Here is an 18,312-nt window from a genome sequence, read left to right on the forward strand (position 1 = left end):
AGAAAGGATGGAGTAATAACGGATTTAAAACACAACAAATGAAAAGACTTATACTATATCTACTGATCAGTGCAATTTCTGCAACAGGGTCATATCTGCATGCCCAATCATCGCTTCCAGAAAGTAACAACAGTATTTACGTGGAACTTGGCGGAAACGGCATGACCTACACATTTAATATGGACCACTGGTTCAGGATGGAATCCGGAGTAGCCATTGCGCCACGTGCAGGCTATGGTTACACACCATCAAAACTATTTAACGGTGAAGACAGCTTCTTTGCGTTCCCGTTTGAGCTGTCCTTTTTAATGCCCTTTAAGAACTACAACAATTACCTGGATGTAAGTCCCGGAATTACATTTATAAGAGCCTTTGGAGAGTACCTGACCAACGATAAAATGAAAGCCCTGACCATACGGGCGGGGTACCGCTATCAAAAACCGGAAGGCGGATTTCTTTTCAGGGCAGGCCTGCTTGGTATTTACAATTTTTATACCGGCAGCTCAGGCCGAAGCAACTGGCAACCCTGGGTCGGACTTAGCTTTGGCTATGCTTTTTAAATCTGAGTTTTCATAATAAATAAAAAACAAAACACCTTTATGAAAAAACACAAACTTTTACTTGCTTTACTTTACATCATTGGCTCTGCCTATACCATGGCGCAACCCCGCATTTATGAAACCAATTCGGCGTACTATCTTGAAGCCGGTGGAAATGCCTATTCCTATTCCATCAATGTGGATCACATGTTTCGCATTAACCCAACATTTGCCATTGCACCACGCATTGGATTTAGTTACACACCCAATTTACTTGATAAGCAATACGGCATAAGCTCTTTTCCGTTTGAGCTGAATGCTCTTATTCCGGTATCCGGGCGTAGCCATTATTTTGAGCTGGGACCCGGTTATACCTACCTGCTTATTTTTGGCCGGACCAATATGAAAGACAATGGCGGCATTCTGACCTTCCGGCTGGGCTACCGCTACCAGAGAACCGACGGCGGAATGGTATTCCGTGCCGGACTGCTCTACCTGACCAACCGCTTTGGCGACTTTAGCTTTAACGGTAAATCATCTTTAATCTGGCCGGGAATAAGTTGCGGCTTTGCATTTTGAGGTGGAGTTGTTTTGATTGCGTTTAAATTGATTTTGCTGTTTTACAAATGCGAATATTTTGTAAATTAGCTGAGTTTTTGACCTGTTTTAAGATATTTTTGATACTGTCATCAGAAAATTTAATAAAAGGTGAAGTTCAAAAAAAGTAACTCATTTATAGATAAGTATAAAGCAACCTAAAATCCGTTGTTATATTAAATATATAATGCAAAATAATTGTAACTGAATATTGTAGCTAGGGCTAATTCGATAGCCATTTATCAAATTAGAAATCGAATTAAAATTAATGAATAATATCGCTTTTATCGATACAGAGATAGATGTCAAAAGTAAGAAAATCCTTGATGTTGGATGTACTACAGAAAATGGATTAAACTTGCATTCTCATTCGGTTTCGGAACTTTTAAGTTTTATTAGTCACAAAAAATATATTTGCGGCCATAACATCATTAAACATGACTTACTATACATTGAAAAATCTTCAAATAAGAGTATGGCAGAATTCAAACCCATTGACACTCTATATTTATCTCCACTTTTATTTCCTAAAAGGCCATATCATGCGCTACTAAAAGATGATAAACTACAAACTGAAGAGTTAAATAATCCTCTTAATGATGCTTTAAAAGCTAAAGACTTGTTTTATTCTGAATTATCGACATTTCAGGAACTAGATAATGATTTAAAACAGATTTATTATTCGTTACTTAAGAATATAAATGAATTTAAAGCATTTTTTGAATTTTTAAGCTATTCATTTTTTGCATTTAATGTTGCCAGACTCATTCAAAATAGGTTTTATGGAATTATTTGTCAGGACACTAACATTGAAATACTTATAGAAAATAATCCAATTGAACTTGCCTATTGTTTAGCATTAATAAATGCTAATGATCGCCGCTCAATTACACCTCCATGGGTAACTAAGAATTATCCCGAAGTAGAAAGAGTTATGTATTTATTAAGAAATAATCCTTGTTTGGAAGGATGTGCTTATTGCAACAAATCTCTCAATTCAAGGTATGGATTAAAGAAATACTTTGGTTTTGATTCTTATAGAACGTTTGACGGTTTAGCCTTGCAAGAAAATGCAGTTAAAGCGGCAATTAACAATAAATCTATCTTAGCAGTTTTTCCTACTGGGGGTGGTAAGTCAATCACATTTCAAGTACCAGCTTTAATGAGCGGTGAAAGTGTAAAAGGACTGACAGTTGTTATCTCACCTCTACAATCTCTTATGAAAGATCAGGTAGATAATCTGGAAAAATCAAACATCACGGAAGCTGTAACAATAAATGGACTATTAGATCCAATTGAAAGATCAAAATCTTTCACTAGAATCGAAAATGGAGATGCATCTATTTTATATATTTCACCTGAATCGTTAAGGTCAAAATCAATTGAACGATTATTACTAGGGCGAAATGTAGTACGATTCGTTATTGATGAGGCCCACTGTTTTTCATCTTGGGGACAGGATTTCAGGGTTGATTATCTTTATATTGGAGATTTTATAAAAGCGTTGCAAGAAAAGAAAAACCTTGAAAGTGCAATTCCAATTTCTTGTTTTACTGCAACTGCTAAACAAAATGTAATTCAGGATATTAAAGATTATTTTCAGGAAAAATTATCAGTTCAATTAGAATTTTTCAACGCTAAAGGATCTCGTACAAACCTAAGTTATAAGGTAATCCCTAAAGAAAACGATGAGGATAAATACAATACTTTGCGTAATTTGATTGATGGGAAAAAATGTCCGACAATCATCTATGTTGCAAGAACACGAAGAGCATATAAAATTGCTGAAAGACTTACAAGTGATGGATATATGGCAAAACCATACCATGGGAAAATGGATAAGCAAGAAAAATCGGAAAATCAAGATGCATTTATTCGTGGCGATGTGGATATTATGGTTGCGACTTCAGCATTTGGAATGGGAGTTGATAAAAAGGATGTTGGTATGGTGGTTCATTATGAATTATCAGATTCTCTTGAAAATTATGTCCAAGAAGCAGGAAGAGCAGGAAGAGATGAGAATATTACTGCTGAATGTTATGTTCTTTTCAATGAAGAAGATTTAAGCAAGCATTTTATATTACTCAATCAAACAAAGTTGCACATTAAAGAAATTCAACAAGTCTGGAAAGCCATTAAAGACATAACACGTTTTAGATCAAGAGTTTCCAATTCCGCATTAGAAATTGCACGTAAAGCTGGTTGGGATGATAGTGTAGTTGAAATCGAAACTAGGGTAATTACAGCTATATCAGCACTTGAGGAAGCAGGATACATTAAAAGAGGACAGAATGCACCTCGCATTTTTGCCAATAGTATTCTTTCAAAAAATGCACAGGAAGCCATTGAGAAAATAAATTTATCAGAAAAATTCAATGAGAAACAAAAACAACAAGCCGTTCGCATTATCAGGAAATTGTTCTCTAGTAAAAGTAAGAATCAGGTAACTGATGAAACAGCAGAATCAAGGATAGACTATATATCAGACCATTTGGGCATTGTTACAGAGGAGGTTATTAATGTTGTTAATTTACTGCGCGAAGAAAAAATATTAGCAGATACTAAAGACTTAACAGCATTTATCAAACAAGGAGAAAATAAAAATCGTTCGCTTGGCATTCTAAACTCAATTGGTGGAATCGAGATGTTTTTGCTCTCTCAGTTTGAAGAAGAAGAAAAGACTTTTCACATAAAAGAACTTAACGAACTAGCAGAGGAAAATGGATGTACTGATGTGTCACCAAATAAAATAAGAACAATCATCAACTTTTGGACTATCAAGAACTGGATAAAACGGAAACAGCAGGACTTTATAAAAAACCATCTAATTATATTATCAAATTATTCGAAAACTGAATTAAAAAATAGACTAGAGAAAAGACATGAATTAGCCCGATTTATCGTTGATTATCTTTACATTAAAAGTACTCAAAATCTCTCATCTATTGACATAAAAAAAGAACAAGTTTTGGTTGAATTCTCAGTTTATCAGCTCAAAGAAGAATATGAAAACCAAAATGCTTTTTTCAAACTTGATATAAAACTATCAGATATTGAAGATGCGTTATTTTATTTATCCAGAATTGACGCAATAAAAATAGAAGGAGGATTCCTTGTAGTTTATAATAAACTTACCATAGAGAGGCTAGAACAAGATAATAAAAAAAGATATAAAGCAGAAGACTATAAAAAGTTAAATCAGTTTTATGAAAATAAAATACAACAAATACACATAGTTGGTGAATATGCCAGTAAAATGATTCGGGATTATAAAGAAGCACTCCAGTTTGTTGAAGATTACTTTCAGCTTAACTACACTTCCTTCCTAAATAAATATTTTAAAGGTAGTAGGCAAAATGAAATAAAAAGAAATATTACTCCAACGAAATTCAGACAACTTTTTGGAGAGTTATCACCTTCCCAGTTAGGTATTATAAAAGATAATAATTCAAAATACATTGCAGTTGCAGCTGGCCCTGGCAGTGGGAAAACGCGAGTATTAGTGCATAAGCTTGCATCTTTGCTGCTTATGGAAGATGTGAAGCATGATCAATTACTAATGGTCACCTTTTCAAGAGCAGCAGCAACTGAATTCAAGCAACGTTTACATCAATTAATTGGGAATGCAGCTAGTTTTATCGAAATAAAAACATTTCATTCATTTTGTTTTGATTTATTAGGAAAAGTTGGTTCAATTGAGAAGTCACAAACAATTATATGCAACACTATTGATAAAATAAAAACTAAGGATATTGAAATTAATCGTATCACAAAGACTGTTTTGGTTATTGACGAGGCTCAGGATATGGATGTCCATGAATTTGAGTTAATAAAAACTTTAATGGAGCAGAATGAAGATATGAGGGTAATTGCAGTTGGTGATGACGATCAAAATATATATGAATTCAGGGGGGCAAGTTCACAATATCTGGAGCAATTTATAACTGAACAAGAAGCTAAAAAATTTGAGTTAACTGAAAATTATAGAAGCAAGGCAAATCTTGTGGAATTTACTAATCAATTTGTTAAAAATATTTCTCATCGTCTCAAAGAAACTCCTATTATCCCACATTCGAATGAAATGGGCTTAGTTAGATTATCAAAGTATTCCAGTGCCAACCTTTTTGACCCATTGGTTAAAAGCATATTATCGACAAGTCTGAAAGGAACTACATGTGTATTAACGCATAAAAACTCAGAAGCTATACAAATAACAGGACTTTTACTTCATAAAGGTTTACCTGCCAAATTAATTCAAACTAATGATGGGTTTTGTTTATATGATTTAGCTGAGGTCAGATACTTCATACACCAATTGAATTTTAATGAAAATAGGTACATCATTTCAGAAGAAAACTGGAAAGCTGCCAAACGTAAAATATGGAACAAATATAAGGAAAGTAGTAAAGTTGAAATTTGTATTAATCTCATAAAAGATTTCGAGTTGAGTAATCCAAAAACAAAATACCATTCTGATTTTGAAGTCTTTGTCAGAGAATCAAAATTTGAAGATTTTAGTAATACAAATGGAGAAACAATTTTTGTATCAACTATTCACAAATCAAAAGGTAAAGAATTTGATACCGTATTTTTAATGCTGGATAATATCAACCCTGATAAGGATGCAAAGAAACGTGAGTTATATGTTGCCATGACCAGAGCAAAACAAAACCTTGATATTCACATAAATACTAATTTCCTTGACAATATTTCTTGCCAAGGAATACAACGAAAAGTTGATAATACACAATATGAACTTCCCAATTTATTAGTTGTACATCTTACTCATAAAGATATATGGTTAGACTACTTCTTGTCTAAGCAAAGAATAATATCAAATCTCAAAAGTGGAGATATACTAAAAGTTGACAATGATGGTTGTTACGATAAAAATGGAACATGTGTCATCAAATTTTCCAATAGTTTTAAAGAAAAAATAATGGAATATAAGAATATTGGGTATATTGTTTCAGAATCGAAAGTAAACTATATTGTATATTGGCAAAAAGAAGAATTAGAATACGAGATTCTAATAATATTACCTGAATTAAATTTTATAAAGCACAATACACCAACTGAGGATTATAATTGAACATAATAATTTTATTGGCAAAACATTATAGTATTAACTTATGAATCGTGCATACTATTCTGATATTATTAATAACTTTCTTCATAAATCTGAAACTGAGATATTAGGCGCACTTACTCTTGAAAATGAGTTTTCTACAGAGCAAACACAGAGGGATGCATGGATATTTCAAATAAAATATCTCCAAATATTACTAGTTGGATATTCAGGATCAATTTATTTTGAATATGCTATACCCAGAATGGGTAAAAGAATTGATGTCCTTCTCATCATCAAGTCGATAATCTTTGTTATAGAATTTAAGGTTGGAGAAACGGATTATCATTCCCATTCCATTGATCAGGTTTGGGATTATGCTTTGGACCTGAGAAATTTTCATGAAACAAGTCATGATAAGATAATTGTCCCTATACTACTAGCAACCAAAGCTAAAAACTCTGATATATTTCTTACTGCATCAAAACATGATGACAATCTTTTTGATCCTGTTAAATCAAATACTGAAAATCTTGGAGATATTATTTCGTATGCGCTGAAATTTTTAAATGGACAAGCACAATTTGATATTAAAATTTGGGAAGATGGAAGATATCAACCAACACCGACAATCATTGAAGCAGCAACTTGTTTATACTCAAATCATTCAGTTAAAGATATTTCTAGAAGTGATGCAAATGCAATTAATTTAACTGAAACTTCTGATGAAATTTCAGCTATAATTCAAGAATCCAAGGACAACTCGGAAAAGGCAATCTGCTTTGTTACTGGAGTACCCGGAGCTGGTAAAACTTTGGTTGGGCTTAACATTGCAACAACTCATTTTGATAAAGAAAGTGAATTATATAGCGTTTTCTTATCTGGAAATGGCCCTTTAGTAAAGATCCTTCAGGAAGCACTGGCAAGAGATAAGGTAAAACAGAAAAAAGCTAACGGAGAAAAAATAACTAAAAAGGTAGCGAGTAGTGAAGTTAAAGCTTTCATACAAAATGTTCATCATTTTAGAGATGAAGGACTACGAGATAGTGCCCCTCCAATTGAACATGTAACATTATTTGATGAAGCACAACGTGCATGGACGCTTGAACAGACATGCAATTTTATGCGTCAAAAGAAAGGAGTACACAATTTTAATATGTCTGAACCTGAATTTCTTATTTCGTGTTTGGATCGACATCCTGACTGGGCTGTAGTTGTCTGTTTGGTTGGTGGAGGTCAAGAGATCAATACGGGAGAAGCTGGCATTTCAGAATGGATTGAAGCGCTTGAACGCTCATTTCCTGAATGGAAAATATACATGTCAACAAAATTAACTGATAGTGAATATAATACAAGTCAAATATTTAAAAGAATCAAACTTAGGACAAATATTATTCATTCCGATTCACTTCATTTATCCGTTTCTATGCGATCATTTAGAGCAGAGAAAGTTTCACTTTTAATCAAACAATTACTTGATCTAGATAAGAAAAAAGCTCACCAAACTTTAATAGATATCAAAGAAAAATATCCGATTGTTTTGACTCGGGATTTTCAAAATGCTAAGCAATGGCTAAAAGAAAAAGCGCGAGGATCTGAGAGGTATGGTATTGTTGTATCTTCCCAGGCGCAAAGATTAAAACCGTATGCTATAGACGTAAAATCACCAATTGATCCAGTTAACTGGTTTTTAAATGGTAAAGACGACATACGATCTTCATATTATTTAGAAGACGTAGCAACTGAATTTCATGTACAAGGACTTGAATTAGATTGGGCCTGTATTGCATGGGATGGTGATTTAAGATTTAATGAAAATGGCTGGATATTTAAGTCTTTTAAGGGAAAGAAATGGCAGAATATAAAAAATGAAACTCGGAAACATTATCTAAAGAATGCTTATCGTGTGTTACTTACTAGAGCTAGACAAGGAATGGTAATAGTTATACCAGAAGGAGACAAAGATGATCCAACGAGACTACCCGAATATTATAATTCCACATACAATTATCTTAAGGAAATTGGTTTCGATTTAATATGAATTCTATTATTCAAAACATATTGTCATTAAATAGAGGTGTAACCAAATATGGTCCGGCACCTCACAAACCTATTTTATTACTGGCGGTTATTGAATCTTTTGAAAATGGAGAAATTACAGATAATTGGATAGAAATTACAGATGATTTATTTCAACATTTTCATGATATATGGAGATTATTAGTAAAAACCCCTCATACACCTAACTTCTCTTTGCCTTTTTATCACCTTAAAAATGAAAAGGGTGATTTTTGGAAATTAATTACAATTCCAGGGAAACAAATACCGACAACTAAAAGTAAATCTATAAAAAGTTTCAAAGCTTTAAATGATACGGTACAAGCTGTTCAGTTATCAAACGAATTCTTTTCCAGCCTGCTATCACCATTAACACGAGAAGAATTAAAAGATGCAATTCTTGAAAAATATCTTGGAGTTAAAGACGATTATCGAAAATTTGATAAACTGAGATATTCTGCAGTGATAAAAAAAGAAATTCTTTACGACCCGGATGAGAATTATTCTCGTAAAATCATAAAACAATATTCTGAAGTTCCTAAGGAAGAAAAAGAAGAATTAATCGTTTTAAGAGGATCAATTTTTAGAAAGGCGATTCTTGAAATATATGACAATCAATGCTCAATCAGTGGATTAAAAGTATTAGACTTAAAGAATAATCCTTTAGTAGATGCTTGTCACATCACTCCCTTTGCTGAATCATACATAGATACAATTCGAAATGGAATTGCTATGTCTCCAACATTCCACAGAGCATTTGACAAAGGATTAATATCTATTTCTGATAGTTATAAAGTCCTGGTCAATCCTGGCTTAAGAGATTTCAACCCGGATTCAGGGCTTAGAAAATATGAGAATATAGAGATACATTTACCAACCGAAGAAAGGTTTTATCCTTCACAGGTTCATCTAAAAACCCACAGAAAACGATTTGGATTTGAGTAAAATTATAGCTCTGCCCCTTTTCTCCCCTCCCAGTGCCAGATTTTCAACTTTCTGAGCCTGTTAAATCCCGGACTGCGGGAAAATTTTTTCGATTTTGCAGCATTTTTCGCCGGTCAGCGGGTCGGTTTTGCAATTCTGTGCAGCAGGAGATTAAAATTTTATAGCAGGGAGGTTTCAGAAGTAAAAGGATGGGATAAAAAAAGTAGCCACAACAGGAATCACAATACAACGCGCCAATTTTCCAAAACACATCGTATTCGGGGAGTATTACACCAATTGTTTTTCAAAATGAGCCTTAAGCGATATTTTGAGATTACAATGGTTAATGCCGATAGACAATTGACAAGGCTTAAAGAGTGAAACGATTTTAAGACTCAATTCAATTGCTAATCGGTATTACTACGCAAAACAGACGAAATCCAATAATCAATTAAAAATTACGTATCTTTGAATCTGCCCGAAGTATTCAGAATACTACTTGAACATTATGAGAAAAACACAGTAATAAATTCGAAATAAATGTTTTAGTCAAAATCCTTATTACAAACTTTGTTAATAAGTTTTGAAATATTTTGGCAGGAAAAAAAAATCCGTTTAATTTGTAATTAACTTATAAGTGAAGTTAGAACTTAAAATAGAGCTTTTTGAACAACATGATGAAGTAAACTTTTATACTTTACGTTTTGAAAAAGATGAAACTGAGGTTGATAAGTTTTTAAATAAATTCCCGGAAGGTTGTGAATATGACGAAGACATCGATATTTTAATTAAATGGATTGATCAAATCGGAGGAAAAGGAGCTTTAGAACGATATTTCAGACCTGAGGGGAAATACACAGATTATGTATATGCAATTCCAATTGAAACCTGTAATTTAAGACTATACGTGATTAGACTTTCAGAGAATGTGGTAATTCTTGGAAATGGTGGAATTAAAACTACTAATACATATAATGAGGATAATGAATTAAACACTCATGTCGAACTATTACAAGAAATTAGCGGTTATATTAGAAACAGATTGATTAATAAAAAGATAGTCATCCACAATACAACTTTAAGTGGAAATCTATCATTTTACCTAAGTCAAAAATAAAATGAAAAACAGACGTCTCGAAGAGAGAAGAAAGAAGATATCAAAGGATATTGATATCTTCGTTAAAAGATCTTTTGATATTGTTGACAGAATCTATGAGATTCTCGAAAAACAAGGTAAAGAACAAAAAGATCTTGCTTTTGCATTAGGGAAAAAAGAAAGTGAGATTAGTAAATGGATGACAGGAACACACAATTTTACAATCAAAACAATAAGTAAAATAGAATCAGTGTTGGGAGAATCTATACTAAATGTATCAAATCATAAAAAAGCGGGGCAATCTACTGTCATTTATATCAGGGAGCGAGGGATAACTTTTGAATCAGAACCAGATTCAGCCTGGGTGCATCCTCGTACAAATATGAAATATGTTTCTCATTCTTTAACACAAGGAAAAATTCTGAATTAGAATGGAAAAATCTCAGGAAGTATATGTGAGTATTGAAAAGATAAAAGAAGTTTCATTTTCTTTTAAACCTTTTCCGCTACCTATGGAAGAAATAACACTTGGAGATAATCTTAGTTTAGGATTAAGTTTCTCATTTAAGATTGATAAGGAAGCTGAGCTTTTTTTCATGCAAACAACAGTAAATTATATCTTTAAAAATGAGGAGGACCCATCGTTAGAATTTACAAATGAAATTACTTTTAATGTAAAAAACCTTAAAGAGGTAGTTACAGAAAAAGAAAATAATGGTTTGGAAATTAAAGATGAATTTGTGGTAATGCTAGCGGGCATTTGTATAGGAACAACAAGAGGTCTATTAAGCTCAAATACCAAACGAACCGATTGGGATTGTTTCCCACTTCCATTACTTAACCCAAAAGAAGTTGTAGATAGTATGAATGCAAATTCTGAAGAGGAATAAATATTTCATATGTCCAGATTGCAATTCATAATTCGTAATTGATTTTGCATTCTCTTCTATTATTTACCCCGGGCTACAAATACCACCCCTCGTGGTTAATCATTCATTGTTCATTATTCATCAATTGTCACCTGTAACCCGTAACCCGTAACTTTATCCCAACAAATTCAAAAAACATCTCAAGTCTTTCATTCTCATAGTTCATTATTCATTGTTCACTATTCATTGTTAATTCATAATTAATCTAAACAACCCATACCTGCCAGTTGTTTTAATGATACTCTCCACAGGTTAATAAAAATCATCACCATTAGGACATGCATAAAGCGTTACGGATTAGTATTGTATATCTGTTTCTGGCACTGGGATTCAGCGCATTCGGGCAGTCTGCCATTACCGACAGCCTGAAGACCGGATTGCAGCATGCCAAAACCGATTCCATGCGTATTGTCTACCTGATGGCCCTTTGCGATCATACCACCTATACCAATGGTGAGGAAGCGCTGGGATACTGTCGCCGGGCCCGCTACCTGGCCATAAAAAACAACTTTGATCTGGCCCTGGCCCGCACCTGGGAGCGCGAGGGCAGTGCCCTGTTTCACATGGGCAAAAAGGACGAAGCCCGCCAGAGTTATCTGAAAGCCTACGAAGCCAATCAAACCCCGCAGAACTACGAAATTTTCGGATCGGTGTACTATAACCTGGGCAACATCTATTACGAACTCAGCAAGTTCGATTCCACCCTGTATTACGCCGATAAGGCTGCCGCCCTCTTTTTAAGCCACGGTGATTCCATCGGGTACGCGGCCACGCGCTACCTTATTATTGGCATGTATGCCGATCTGGGTCAGTACACCAAAGCCATGGAAACCGGACTGGAGGCACTGCGCATCTTTCAGCGGCACCATGTGCAACAGTGGGAGATGTTCACCCTGAATAACCTGGTGGATATTTACAGTCTGAAGGGCGAAAAAGAGAAGGCGCTGGAGATGATCAATACCGTGATCGCCAACTATGAGCGATCCGACAACCAGAAGTTTCTGGCCGTGGCCTACCGTTATAAGGGCGATATTCTGAATGACCTCAAACGCTACGATGAAGCCGATACGGTACTGAACCACTCGTACCGGATAGCCCTGGATGGCAACTTTGTGCCCGAACAGGCCAAGACGCTGTTGTCGCGGGGAAACCTCCGGTTCAACATGAAAGATTATGTGCAGGCCGAAAAGGACTACCGGCAGGCCCTCCGGATCAACCGTGAACAGAAGGACCGCTATTATACCGGAACCAACCTGCTGGGCATGGGAAAATCGGAGTACGAACAGGGGAAGCTGCGTGAGGCCAAAGCCAACCTGACGGAGGCTAATGCCATTATGAAGGAGTTCGATGAGGACAGCTACATGAAGGACATCACCGGTTACCTGGCAAAGGTTTACGAAGCTGAGAACGATTTTAAAAATGCGCTGTCGTGGTACAAACTGTATGCGGCATACAGCGATTCGGTGACTAGCGATGAGAAGTCGAAAGAGCTGGCCGAGGTTACCGCGAAATATGAATCCGAAAAGAACAGGGCCGTCATTCAACAGCTTCAGACCGAAAACGAACTGGCCGGTAAAAACCGCCGTAACCTGCTGCTTATTGCCATTTTAGTGGTGACCCTGACCCTGGCTGTGGTGGTAATGCTGTTTATGCGGAACCGGAAAAACCGTCAGTTGGTGCAGAAAAGCGCCGAGGTGGACCGCATGAAGACCCGTTTTTTTGCCAACATATCGCACGAGTTCCGTACCCCGTTAAGCCTGATCCTGAGTCCGCTGTACGAACTGAACAAGGAAAAAGAGCTAAAGAAATTCAAACCGCTGCTGTCGGTGATTGAACACAACGCGCGGCGCCTGCTGAGCCTTATCAACCAGATCCTGGACCTGGCACGGCTGGAATCCGGAGGTGTGAGCACAAGAGTGGTCCGTCAGGATCTTTCCGTGTTCCTGAACCGCATTACGGCATCGTTCCGTTCCCTGGCCGAATCGCGGAATATCGCTTTTGAAACCGACACACCGAAAGACAAAATACTGTTCAATTATGATCCGGAAAACCTGGAGGTGATTCTGAATAACCTGCTGTCCAATGCCTTTAAAAATGAACCGGACAACGGGAAAGTCATTTTCAGTGCAGCTGTTCCGGGCGACGCACAGAAAGCAACTTTCCGGGTAAGAAATACCGGATCGTACATTCCGCCGGAACGCATCACTCAGATCTTTAACCGCTTTTATACCGGAACCGAAACCGACAATGGCAGTCACAGCAGCGGCACCGGCATCGGACTAGCACTGACCAGCGAACTGGTGAACCTGGCCAAAGGAAAGATTACCGTGGAAAGCAGCGAAGCCGATGGCACGACGTTTATCCTGGTTCTGCCGCTCAATGCCGTAACCGAAGATTCACCGGTTGAAGTCTCTGCACAAGAACGGCAGGAACTGGTTGGCCCGGCCACTATTCTGGAAAATTCCAAAACACCGGAACATGCTGAAACGGCGCTCATCATCGAAGATAACCACGAACTGCGATCTTTCATTAAGTCGTGCCTGACTCCTTCGTTTAAAGTCATCGCTGCAGAAGACGGTGTAAAGGGTGTGGCCACAGCACTGGAGCAGATTCCCGATATCATTGTGTCGGATGTGATGATGCCCGGCATAGACGGCATGGAGGTCTGTTCCACCCTGAAGAACAACGAAAAGACCTCGCACATTCCGATCATCCTGCTGACCGCCAAGGCATCTCAGGAGAGCAAACTGGAGGGCTTAAAAGCCGCAGCGGACGATTACCTGCTGAAGCCCTTTCAGCCCGATGAGCTGGTACAACGCATGCAGAACCTGATCGCCATCCGGGCTCAACTCCGCGAGAAATTTTCCAAAGACCTGTTTTACAAACCCGGCGAAAACAGCGTGAGCTCGGTTGATGACCGCTTCTTCCAAAAGCTGACCCACATCATAGAAGAGAATATTTCCAATGAGGCCTTAAGCATCGAAGAACTGAGTAGTGCCGTTGGCATGAGCCGCAGTCAGTTGCACCGCAAACTGCATAACCTCACCGGCCTCTCTGCCAGTCAGTATGTGCGCAATTACCGGCTGAAACGCTCCAGGGAATTTCTGTCCAACAAAGCCGGAACCGTTTCTGAAGTGGCCTATATGGTTGGCTTCAGCAGTCCCGCCTACTTTAATAAATGCTTCAAGGCCTATTTCGGCATCACCCCCGGCGAACTCGCCCACCCGGTGTAAATGACTCAGCCTCGTTTACAACGAGGATGCAATGGTAAGAAATTTACAATTCCGGTTAAATACTAAAATGACTCACCCCGGACCTCACTTCTTTATCGTCAATCGCAAGACAACCCTCTCTATCACTACACTGCATTTCGTGACAAAGAGGGACAGATTGGACCAGCCAAAATGATTCAGGTTCATCCCAACAAAAACCACTTGTCCGATCACCCTCCATGAACACGACCGAAGAGAGAGTTTAGGGAGGGCAGTAAATTCGAAACTTGCAGGTTTGTAAGAAACCAGGGAGGGTCATAAAAACCAGCTCCCCTCGCTGAAAATGCAACAAAGTAACCAAAATTGCAACATAAGTACAACACAATGCAACATATGATTAACCCCTTTATTTAATCTCATTCTAAATTTGTAACAGGTCGTTAAAAACAATATATCATGAAAATTTTTTTACGTTTTACAACATTGTTCATCTGTCTGGGATTTATGGCCGAGGGAACCTCAAGTGCTCAGGGACCCATCACACCTACGGACGGATTTATAGGTAAGAGCGAAATGGCTGTTATATGGGAAAACAGCGGGTACAATAACAATGGTAAAGGCATTACATTCACGCACAGTGCGTACCGCCTGAAAGATGACTACGAGCTGATTAGTGATGTTAATCTGCGCCTTAACGAAGGGGACACCTCCAATGTGATGGATAACCTGGGGAACGCCATCATCACCGGTACGGAAGGTGATTTTGATGGTGACGGCGATATTGAGTATATCGTGTTCAGTCACGGTGAAGGCGATACCATTCACTATACACTGCCCGGTCTTACAGGTCTAAAGTTCGACACCGTAGTCACCGGTACATTGAACGAGGGACCGGTAAGTAACCTGGGTGATGATTTTAAAAATCATATTTACGCCTCATCCGGTGATCTGGATGGTGATGGTAAAGCAGAGTTTGTGATCACCTATGCTGATAAGGATAATAACATCATCAATTCTGTCTATACAATTAATGCCATGTATGAACCGGAATTACTGCTCACATTTTCGGATGAAAAGCTCAGCATGAATATGAATTCCGAAATGCTCAGCAGCAAACTGGCAGATCTGAATATAGATGGAAACTCAGAATTGCTTTCCCTGTTTTATTCAGAAGATCCCAAGCCCGGATTATACCTGAAGATTTACTCATTCATGGCTGATCCCGATCTGATGGTAACGCCCCATGCCCGTCAGCTACTGGATACTGCTGTTACAAAAAACTATGTCGACAACGAGATCGATATGACAGTGGATGTCACATCAGGTGACTTCGATGGTGATTCCATTCAGGAGGTAGCTGCAGGTCTTTCGGTATACAACGAACCCGGAGCGCTGTATGTATTTCCTGCTGAGGTGGGTGATGATCCGGATACAGATTTCGATGATCCGTTTGAAGCCATCATGTACGATGTAAAAAATATGTTTTACATGGAACAGAACTGGAACGGTATGAAACTGAATATGGTTTCCGGAGATTTAAGCGGTAACGGGAAAGATGAAATTGTAACCACCGGAACCGAATGCCAGATTCTGCATCTTGACAATGACACTTCATTGATGTTCACCGCCACTTATCTGGATTATATCTGGGGAAATGTAGCCAGATACGTGAACATTGCAGAGATCAATAACAATACAGCCGATGGAAAAGAAATCGTATTACTGCACGATATTTCCAGCGATTTTGTGTTGTCAGTCTACAAGGTGGATGAAAATAACAATCCGACCATGATCGTGGAACACTATCTGAACCTGTGGGGTAAAAATCCTGGATCAGCCTACCTGGCAGTGGGAGATTTCGATGGGGACATGTTCCGGATCGGTCCGGGTAAAAAATACACCAAAACAGATGTGGTTCAGCCTTTGGTGATCCTTAATGCACCGCCCACCCATTTCGATATGTTCGATGAAATACCGTACGATGTGAACAATTGTCACGAAGGAGATGGCTGTGAAAGTTATGCCAATTACACGACCTCCTCATCCACCGAAGTGGCTGTAAGCACCACAGTGCAACAAAGTTGGGCTGTCAGTGCCAAGGCAAAAGCCGGAGGCAAGATTTTTGGCGCCGGAGTAGAAGGTTATGTGGAAGGCAAATACGGTAAGCATTTTGAGAAAACTGCAGGAAGTTCACAGACGGTAATGATCACACAGTCCGTTACGGCTACCTACGATGACCAGATCTATGCCACCGTATGTGATTACGAAATGTGGGAATATGTGGTTTACAATGTGCAGAATAAACCTACTGGCAATATCATTACCCTGAAACCAAAACTGACAGAAAACCGTTGGTTCCCGAGTAAGGAACAGAGCGCATCCGGATACATCCCCAAACACGAAGTGGGCAACATCCTGTCCTACACCCCGTATAAAGATCTTATTAATCCCGACGGGGAAGACAAGGTTCGCGGTTCATACGGAAGTGACAGTTACGATCTGGATGGCAACACCGATGTCACCTTTTCTGTGAACCTGAGTAATACCTTCAACGATGAAGTAGTCGAAGAACGCGAGGTGGGCGTGGAAGTCGGAGGCAGCATCAGTAACTGGGGTATTGAGTTAAGTGGTACAGCCAGTTATGATCGCAATGATCTGAGCACGCATTCGGTATCTGTGGGAAAAGCCCTGGATATTACTGTCCATCTTGGTGGCGTGAACCGTTCCATCGGTGAAACCGGTTATAATGTAACACCATATATTTACTGGTCTAAAAATGGTGCGCTTGTCGTTGACTATGCAGCACGCCCCATTATGCCAGAGCCGGGTGGAACAGATACCTGGTGGAGTTCCAACTACGACATTCCTGATCCTGCATTCATATTGCCATGGCGCCTTGATCCTGAAAAAGGACTTAAGCTTGAAGATGAAACCAAACGCACACGGACCAAATCCATTACCTTCTCTCCGTCTGACCCGAAAGCCGGTGATGTAATTACCGTAAAAGCGGTTATCAACGATTTCAGTCCGTATCCAACGGCTGGAAAGATACCGGTCAGTTTTTATGTAGGTGATCCGATGAATGGCGGTCAGCTAATTAAAGATATCAACGGAGAATCGCTGTTTTACACTGACGATCTTATCACTGAGCAATCCTTTAAAACGGTTAGCATGAAATGGAAAGTACCGTCAGGACTGACATCATTCCCAAGGATTTATGCCTACATCGATCCGCAGAATGTACTGACCGAGGTTCATGAAGAGAACAACATCGGTTGGGCCATCCTCGGAAAATCGGAAGAAGGCGGTTCTACTCCGGTTCAGTATCTGCAATACAACACCGGAACGCGAATAGTTATGTATCCGAATCCGTTCAGCAATACCGTTGCATTGAACTATAGCCTGGAAAGATCGTCGGATGTCCGGGTCAGCATATACGATTTACAGGGACAAATGGTCTATACAACTACACAATCAGCAGTGGTTGCGGGTGATCATGATTTACAGTTACCGTTGAATGACCTAGGTGCAGGCATGTACCTTTACAAGGTTAAAACAGCGGAATTCACCGAGACCGGCAGATTAGTTAAAACGGAATAACACATCATCCTGACAATCTGTATACAAACTAAGGGTCCCTTACATCTCCCCTGAACGCAGGGGAGATGTATTCTGATGGTTAAGAAAAATACCGGATAACTTTTACGTCATTGCAATCCTTGGCAGTAAAGCCGTATAATGACTGCTGTAAACTGCTGCTTGCGGGCCGGATTAACGACCTTATTCAGGGTGCTCCGTCAGGAGGGTTGCAATGGCGTTTTAAAAAAGCTTTTTTCAATTTAAAATGAAAATAATCCCTGTGTATTGCGTCCCCAAAGGGACTTCAATG

General features: G+C 38.4%; 10 protein-coding genes. All 10 read left to right on the top strand.

Going from position 1 to position 18,312, the window contains the following annotated elements:
* The first annotated feature begins 38 nt into the window (after window positions 1–38).
* Window positions 39–560: a hypothetical protein gene (locus ACE01N_RS10790; RefSeq protein WP_380588362.1), complete on the top strand. Its 522-nt coding sequence runs from the start codon at window positions 39–41 to the stop codon at window positions 558–560.
* A 39-nt stretch (window positions 561–599) separates the two neighbouring features.
* Entirely contained in the window at window positions 600–1,118 is a 519-nt protein-coding gene (locus ACE01N_RS10795) for a hypothetical protein (RefSeq protein WP_380588365.1), read from the top strand.
* 286 nt (window positions 1,119–1,404) lie between these two features.
* Complete coding sequence (locus ACE01N_RS10800; protein ID WP_380588368.1) at window positions 1,405–6,228, top strand: RecQ family ATP-dependent DNA helicase; 4,824 nt, start codon at window positions 1,405–1,407, stop codon at window positions 6,226–6,228.
* 40 nt (window positions 6,229–6,268) lie between these two features.
* On the top strand, window positions 6,269–8,245 hold the full coding sequence (locus ACE01N_RS10805; RefSeq protein ID WP_380588371.1) for a DUF2075 domain-containing protein: 1,977 nt from the start codon (window positions 6,269–6,271) through the stop codon (window positions 8,243–8,245).
* The gene (locus ACE01N_RS10810; RefSeq protein ID WP_380588374.1) at window positions 8,242–9,207 is read left to right on the top strand and encodes an HNH endonuclease; all 966 of its coding nucleotides are present in this window, start codon (window positions 8,242–8,244) and stop codon (window positions 9,205–9,207) included. Before ACE01N_RS10805 ends, ACE01N_RS10810 begins: the two co-directional genes overlap by 4 nt.
* Window positions 9,208–9,823: 616 nt before the next feature.
* On the top strand, window positions 9,824–10,303 hold the full coding sequence (locus tag ACE01N_RS10815; RefSeq protein WP_380588377.1) for a hypothetical protein: 480 nt from the start codon (window positions 9,824–9,826) through the stop codon (window positions 10,301–10,303).
* 1 nt (window position 10,304) lies between these two features.
* Window positions 10,305–10,712, top strand: coding sequence for a helix-turn-helix domain-containing protein (locus ACE01N_RS10820; RefSeq protein WP_380588380.1), 408 nt, complete (start codon window positions 10,305–10,307; stop codon window positions 10,710–10,712).
* Between the two features lies 1 nt (window position 10,713).
* Window positions 10,714–11,172: a hypothetical protein gene (locus tag ACE01N_RS10825; RefSeq protein ID WP_380588383.1), complete on the top strand. Its 459-nt coding sequence runs from the start codon at window positions 10,714–10,716 to the stop codon at window positions 11,170–11,172.
* Between the two features lie 317 nt (window positions 11,173–11,489).
* Window positions 11,490–14,444, top strand: a complete 2,955-nt coding sequence (locus tag ACE01N_RS10830; RefSeq protein WP_380588386.1) for a hybrid sensor histidine kinase/response regulator transcription factor — start codon at window positions 11,490–11,492, stop codon at window positions 14,442–14,444.
* A gap of 435 nt (window positions 14,445–14,879) precedes the next feature.
* Window positions 14,880–18,023 carry a T9SS type A sorting domain-containing protein gene (locus ACE01N_RS10835; protein ID WP_380588389.1) on the top strand — a complete coding sequence of 1,048 codons (3,144 nt, stop codon included), beginning with the start codon at window positions 14,880–14,882 and terminating at the stop codon, window positions 18,021–18,023.
* The last annotated feature ends 289 nt before the right edge of the window (window positions 18,024–18,312 follow it).

Origin of the sequence: Quyinboa ferrireducens, assembly GCF_042436675.1 — a bacterium.
Classification (GTDB): Bacteria; Bacteroidota; Bacteroidia; order Bacteroidales; family UBA5342; genus JBHJHP01.

Excerpts from the sequence above, each read along its gene's own strand:
- ACE01N_RS10790 (WP_380588362.1), top strand. The coding sequence starts at position 39 with ATGAAAAGACTTATACTATATCTACTGATCAGTGCAATTTCTGCAACA.
- ACE01N_RS10795 (WP_380588365.1), top strand. The coding sequence starts at position 600 with ATGAAAAAACACAAACTTTTACTTGCTTTACTTTACATCATTGGCTCT.
- ACE01N_RS10800 (WP_380588368.1), top strand. The coding sequence starts at position 1,405 with ATGAATAATATCGCTTTTATCGATACAGAGATAGATGTCAAAAGTAAG.
- ACE01N_RS10805 (WP_380588371.1), top strand. The coding sequence starts at position 6,269 with ATGAATCGTGCATACTATTCTGATATTATTAATAACTTTCTTCATAAA.
- ACE01N_RS10810 (WP_380588374.1), top strand. The coding sequence starts at position 8,242 with ATGAATTCTATTATTCAAAACATATTGTCATTAAATAGAGGTGTAACC.
- ACE01N_RS10820 (WP_380588380.1), top strand. The coding sequence starts at position 10,305 with ATGAAAAACAGACGTCTCGAAGAGAGAAGAAAGAAGATATCAAAGGAT.
- ACE01N_RS10825 (WP_380588383.1), top strand. The coding sequence starts at position 10,714 with ATGGAAAAATCTCAGGAAGTATATGTGAGTATTGAAAAGATAAAAGAA.
- ACE01N_RS10830 (WP_380588386.1), top strand. The coding sequence starts at position 11,490 with ATGCATAAAGCGTTACGGATTAGTATTGTATATCTGTTTCTGGCACTG.
- ACE01N_RS10835 (WP_380588389.1), top strand. The coding sequence starts at position 14,880 with ATGAAAATTTTTTTACGTTTTACAACATTGTTCATCTGTCTGGGATTT.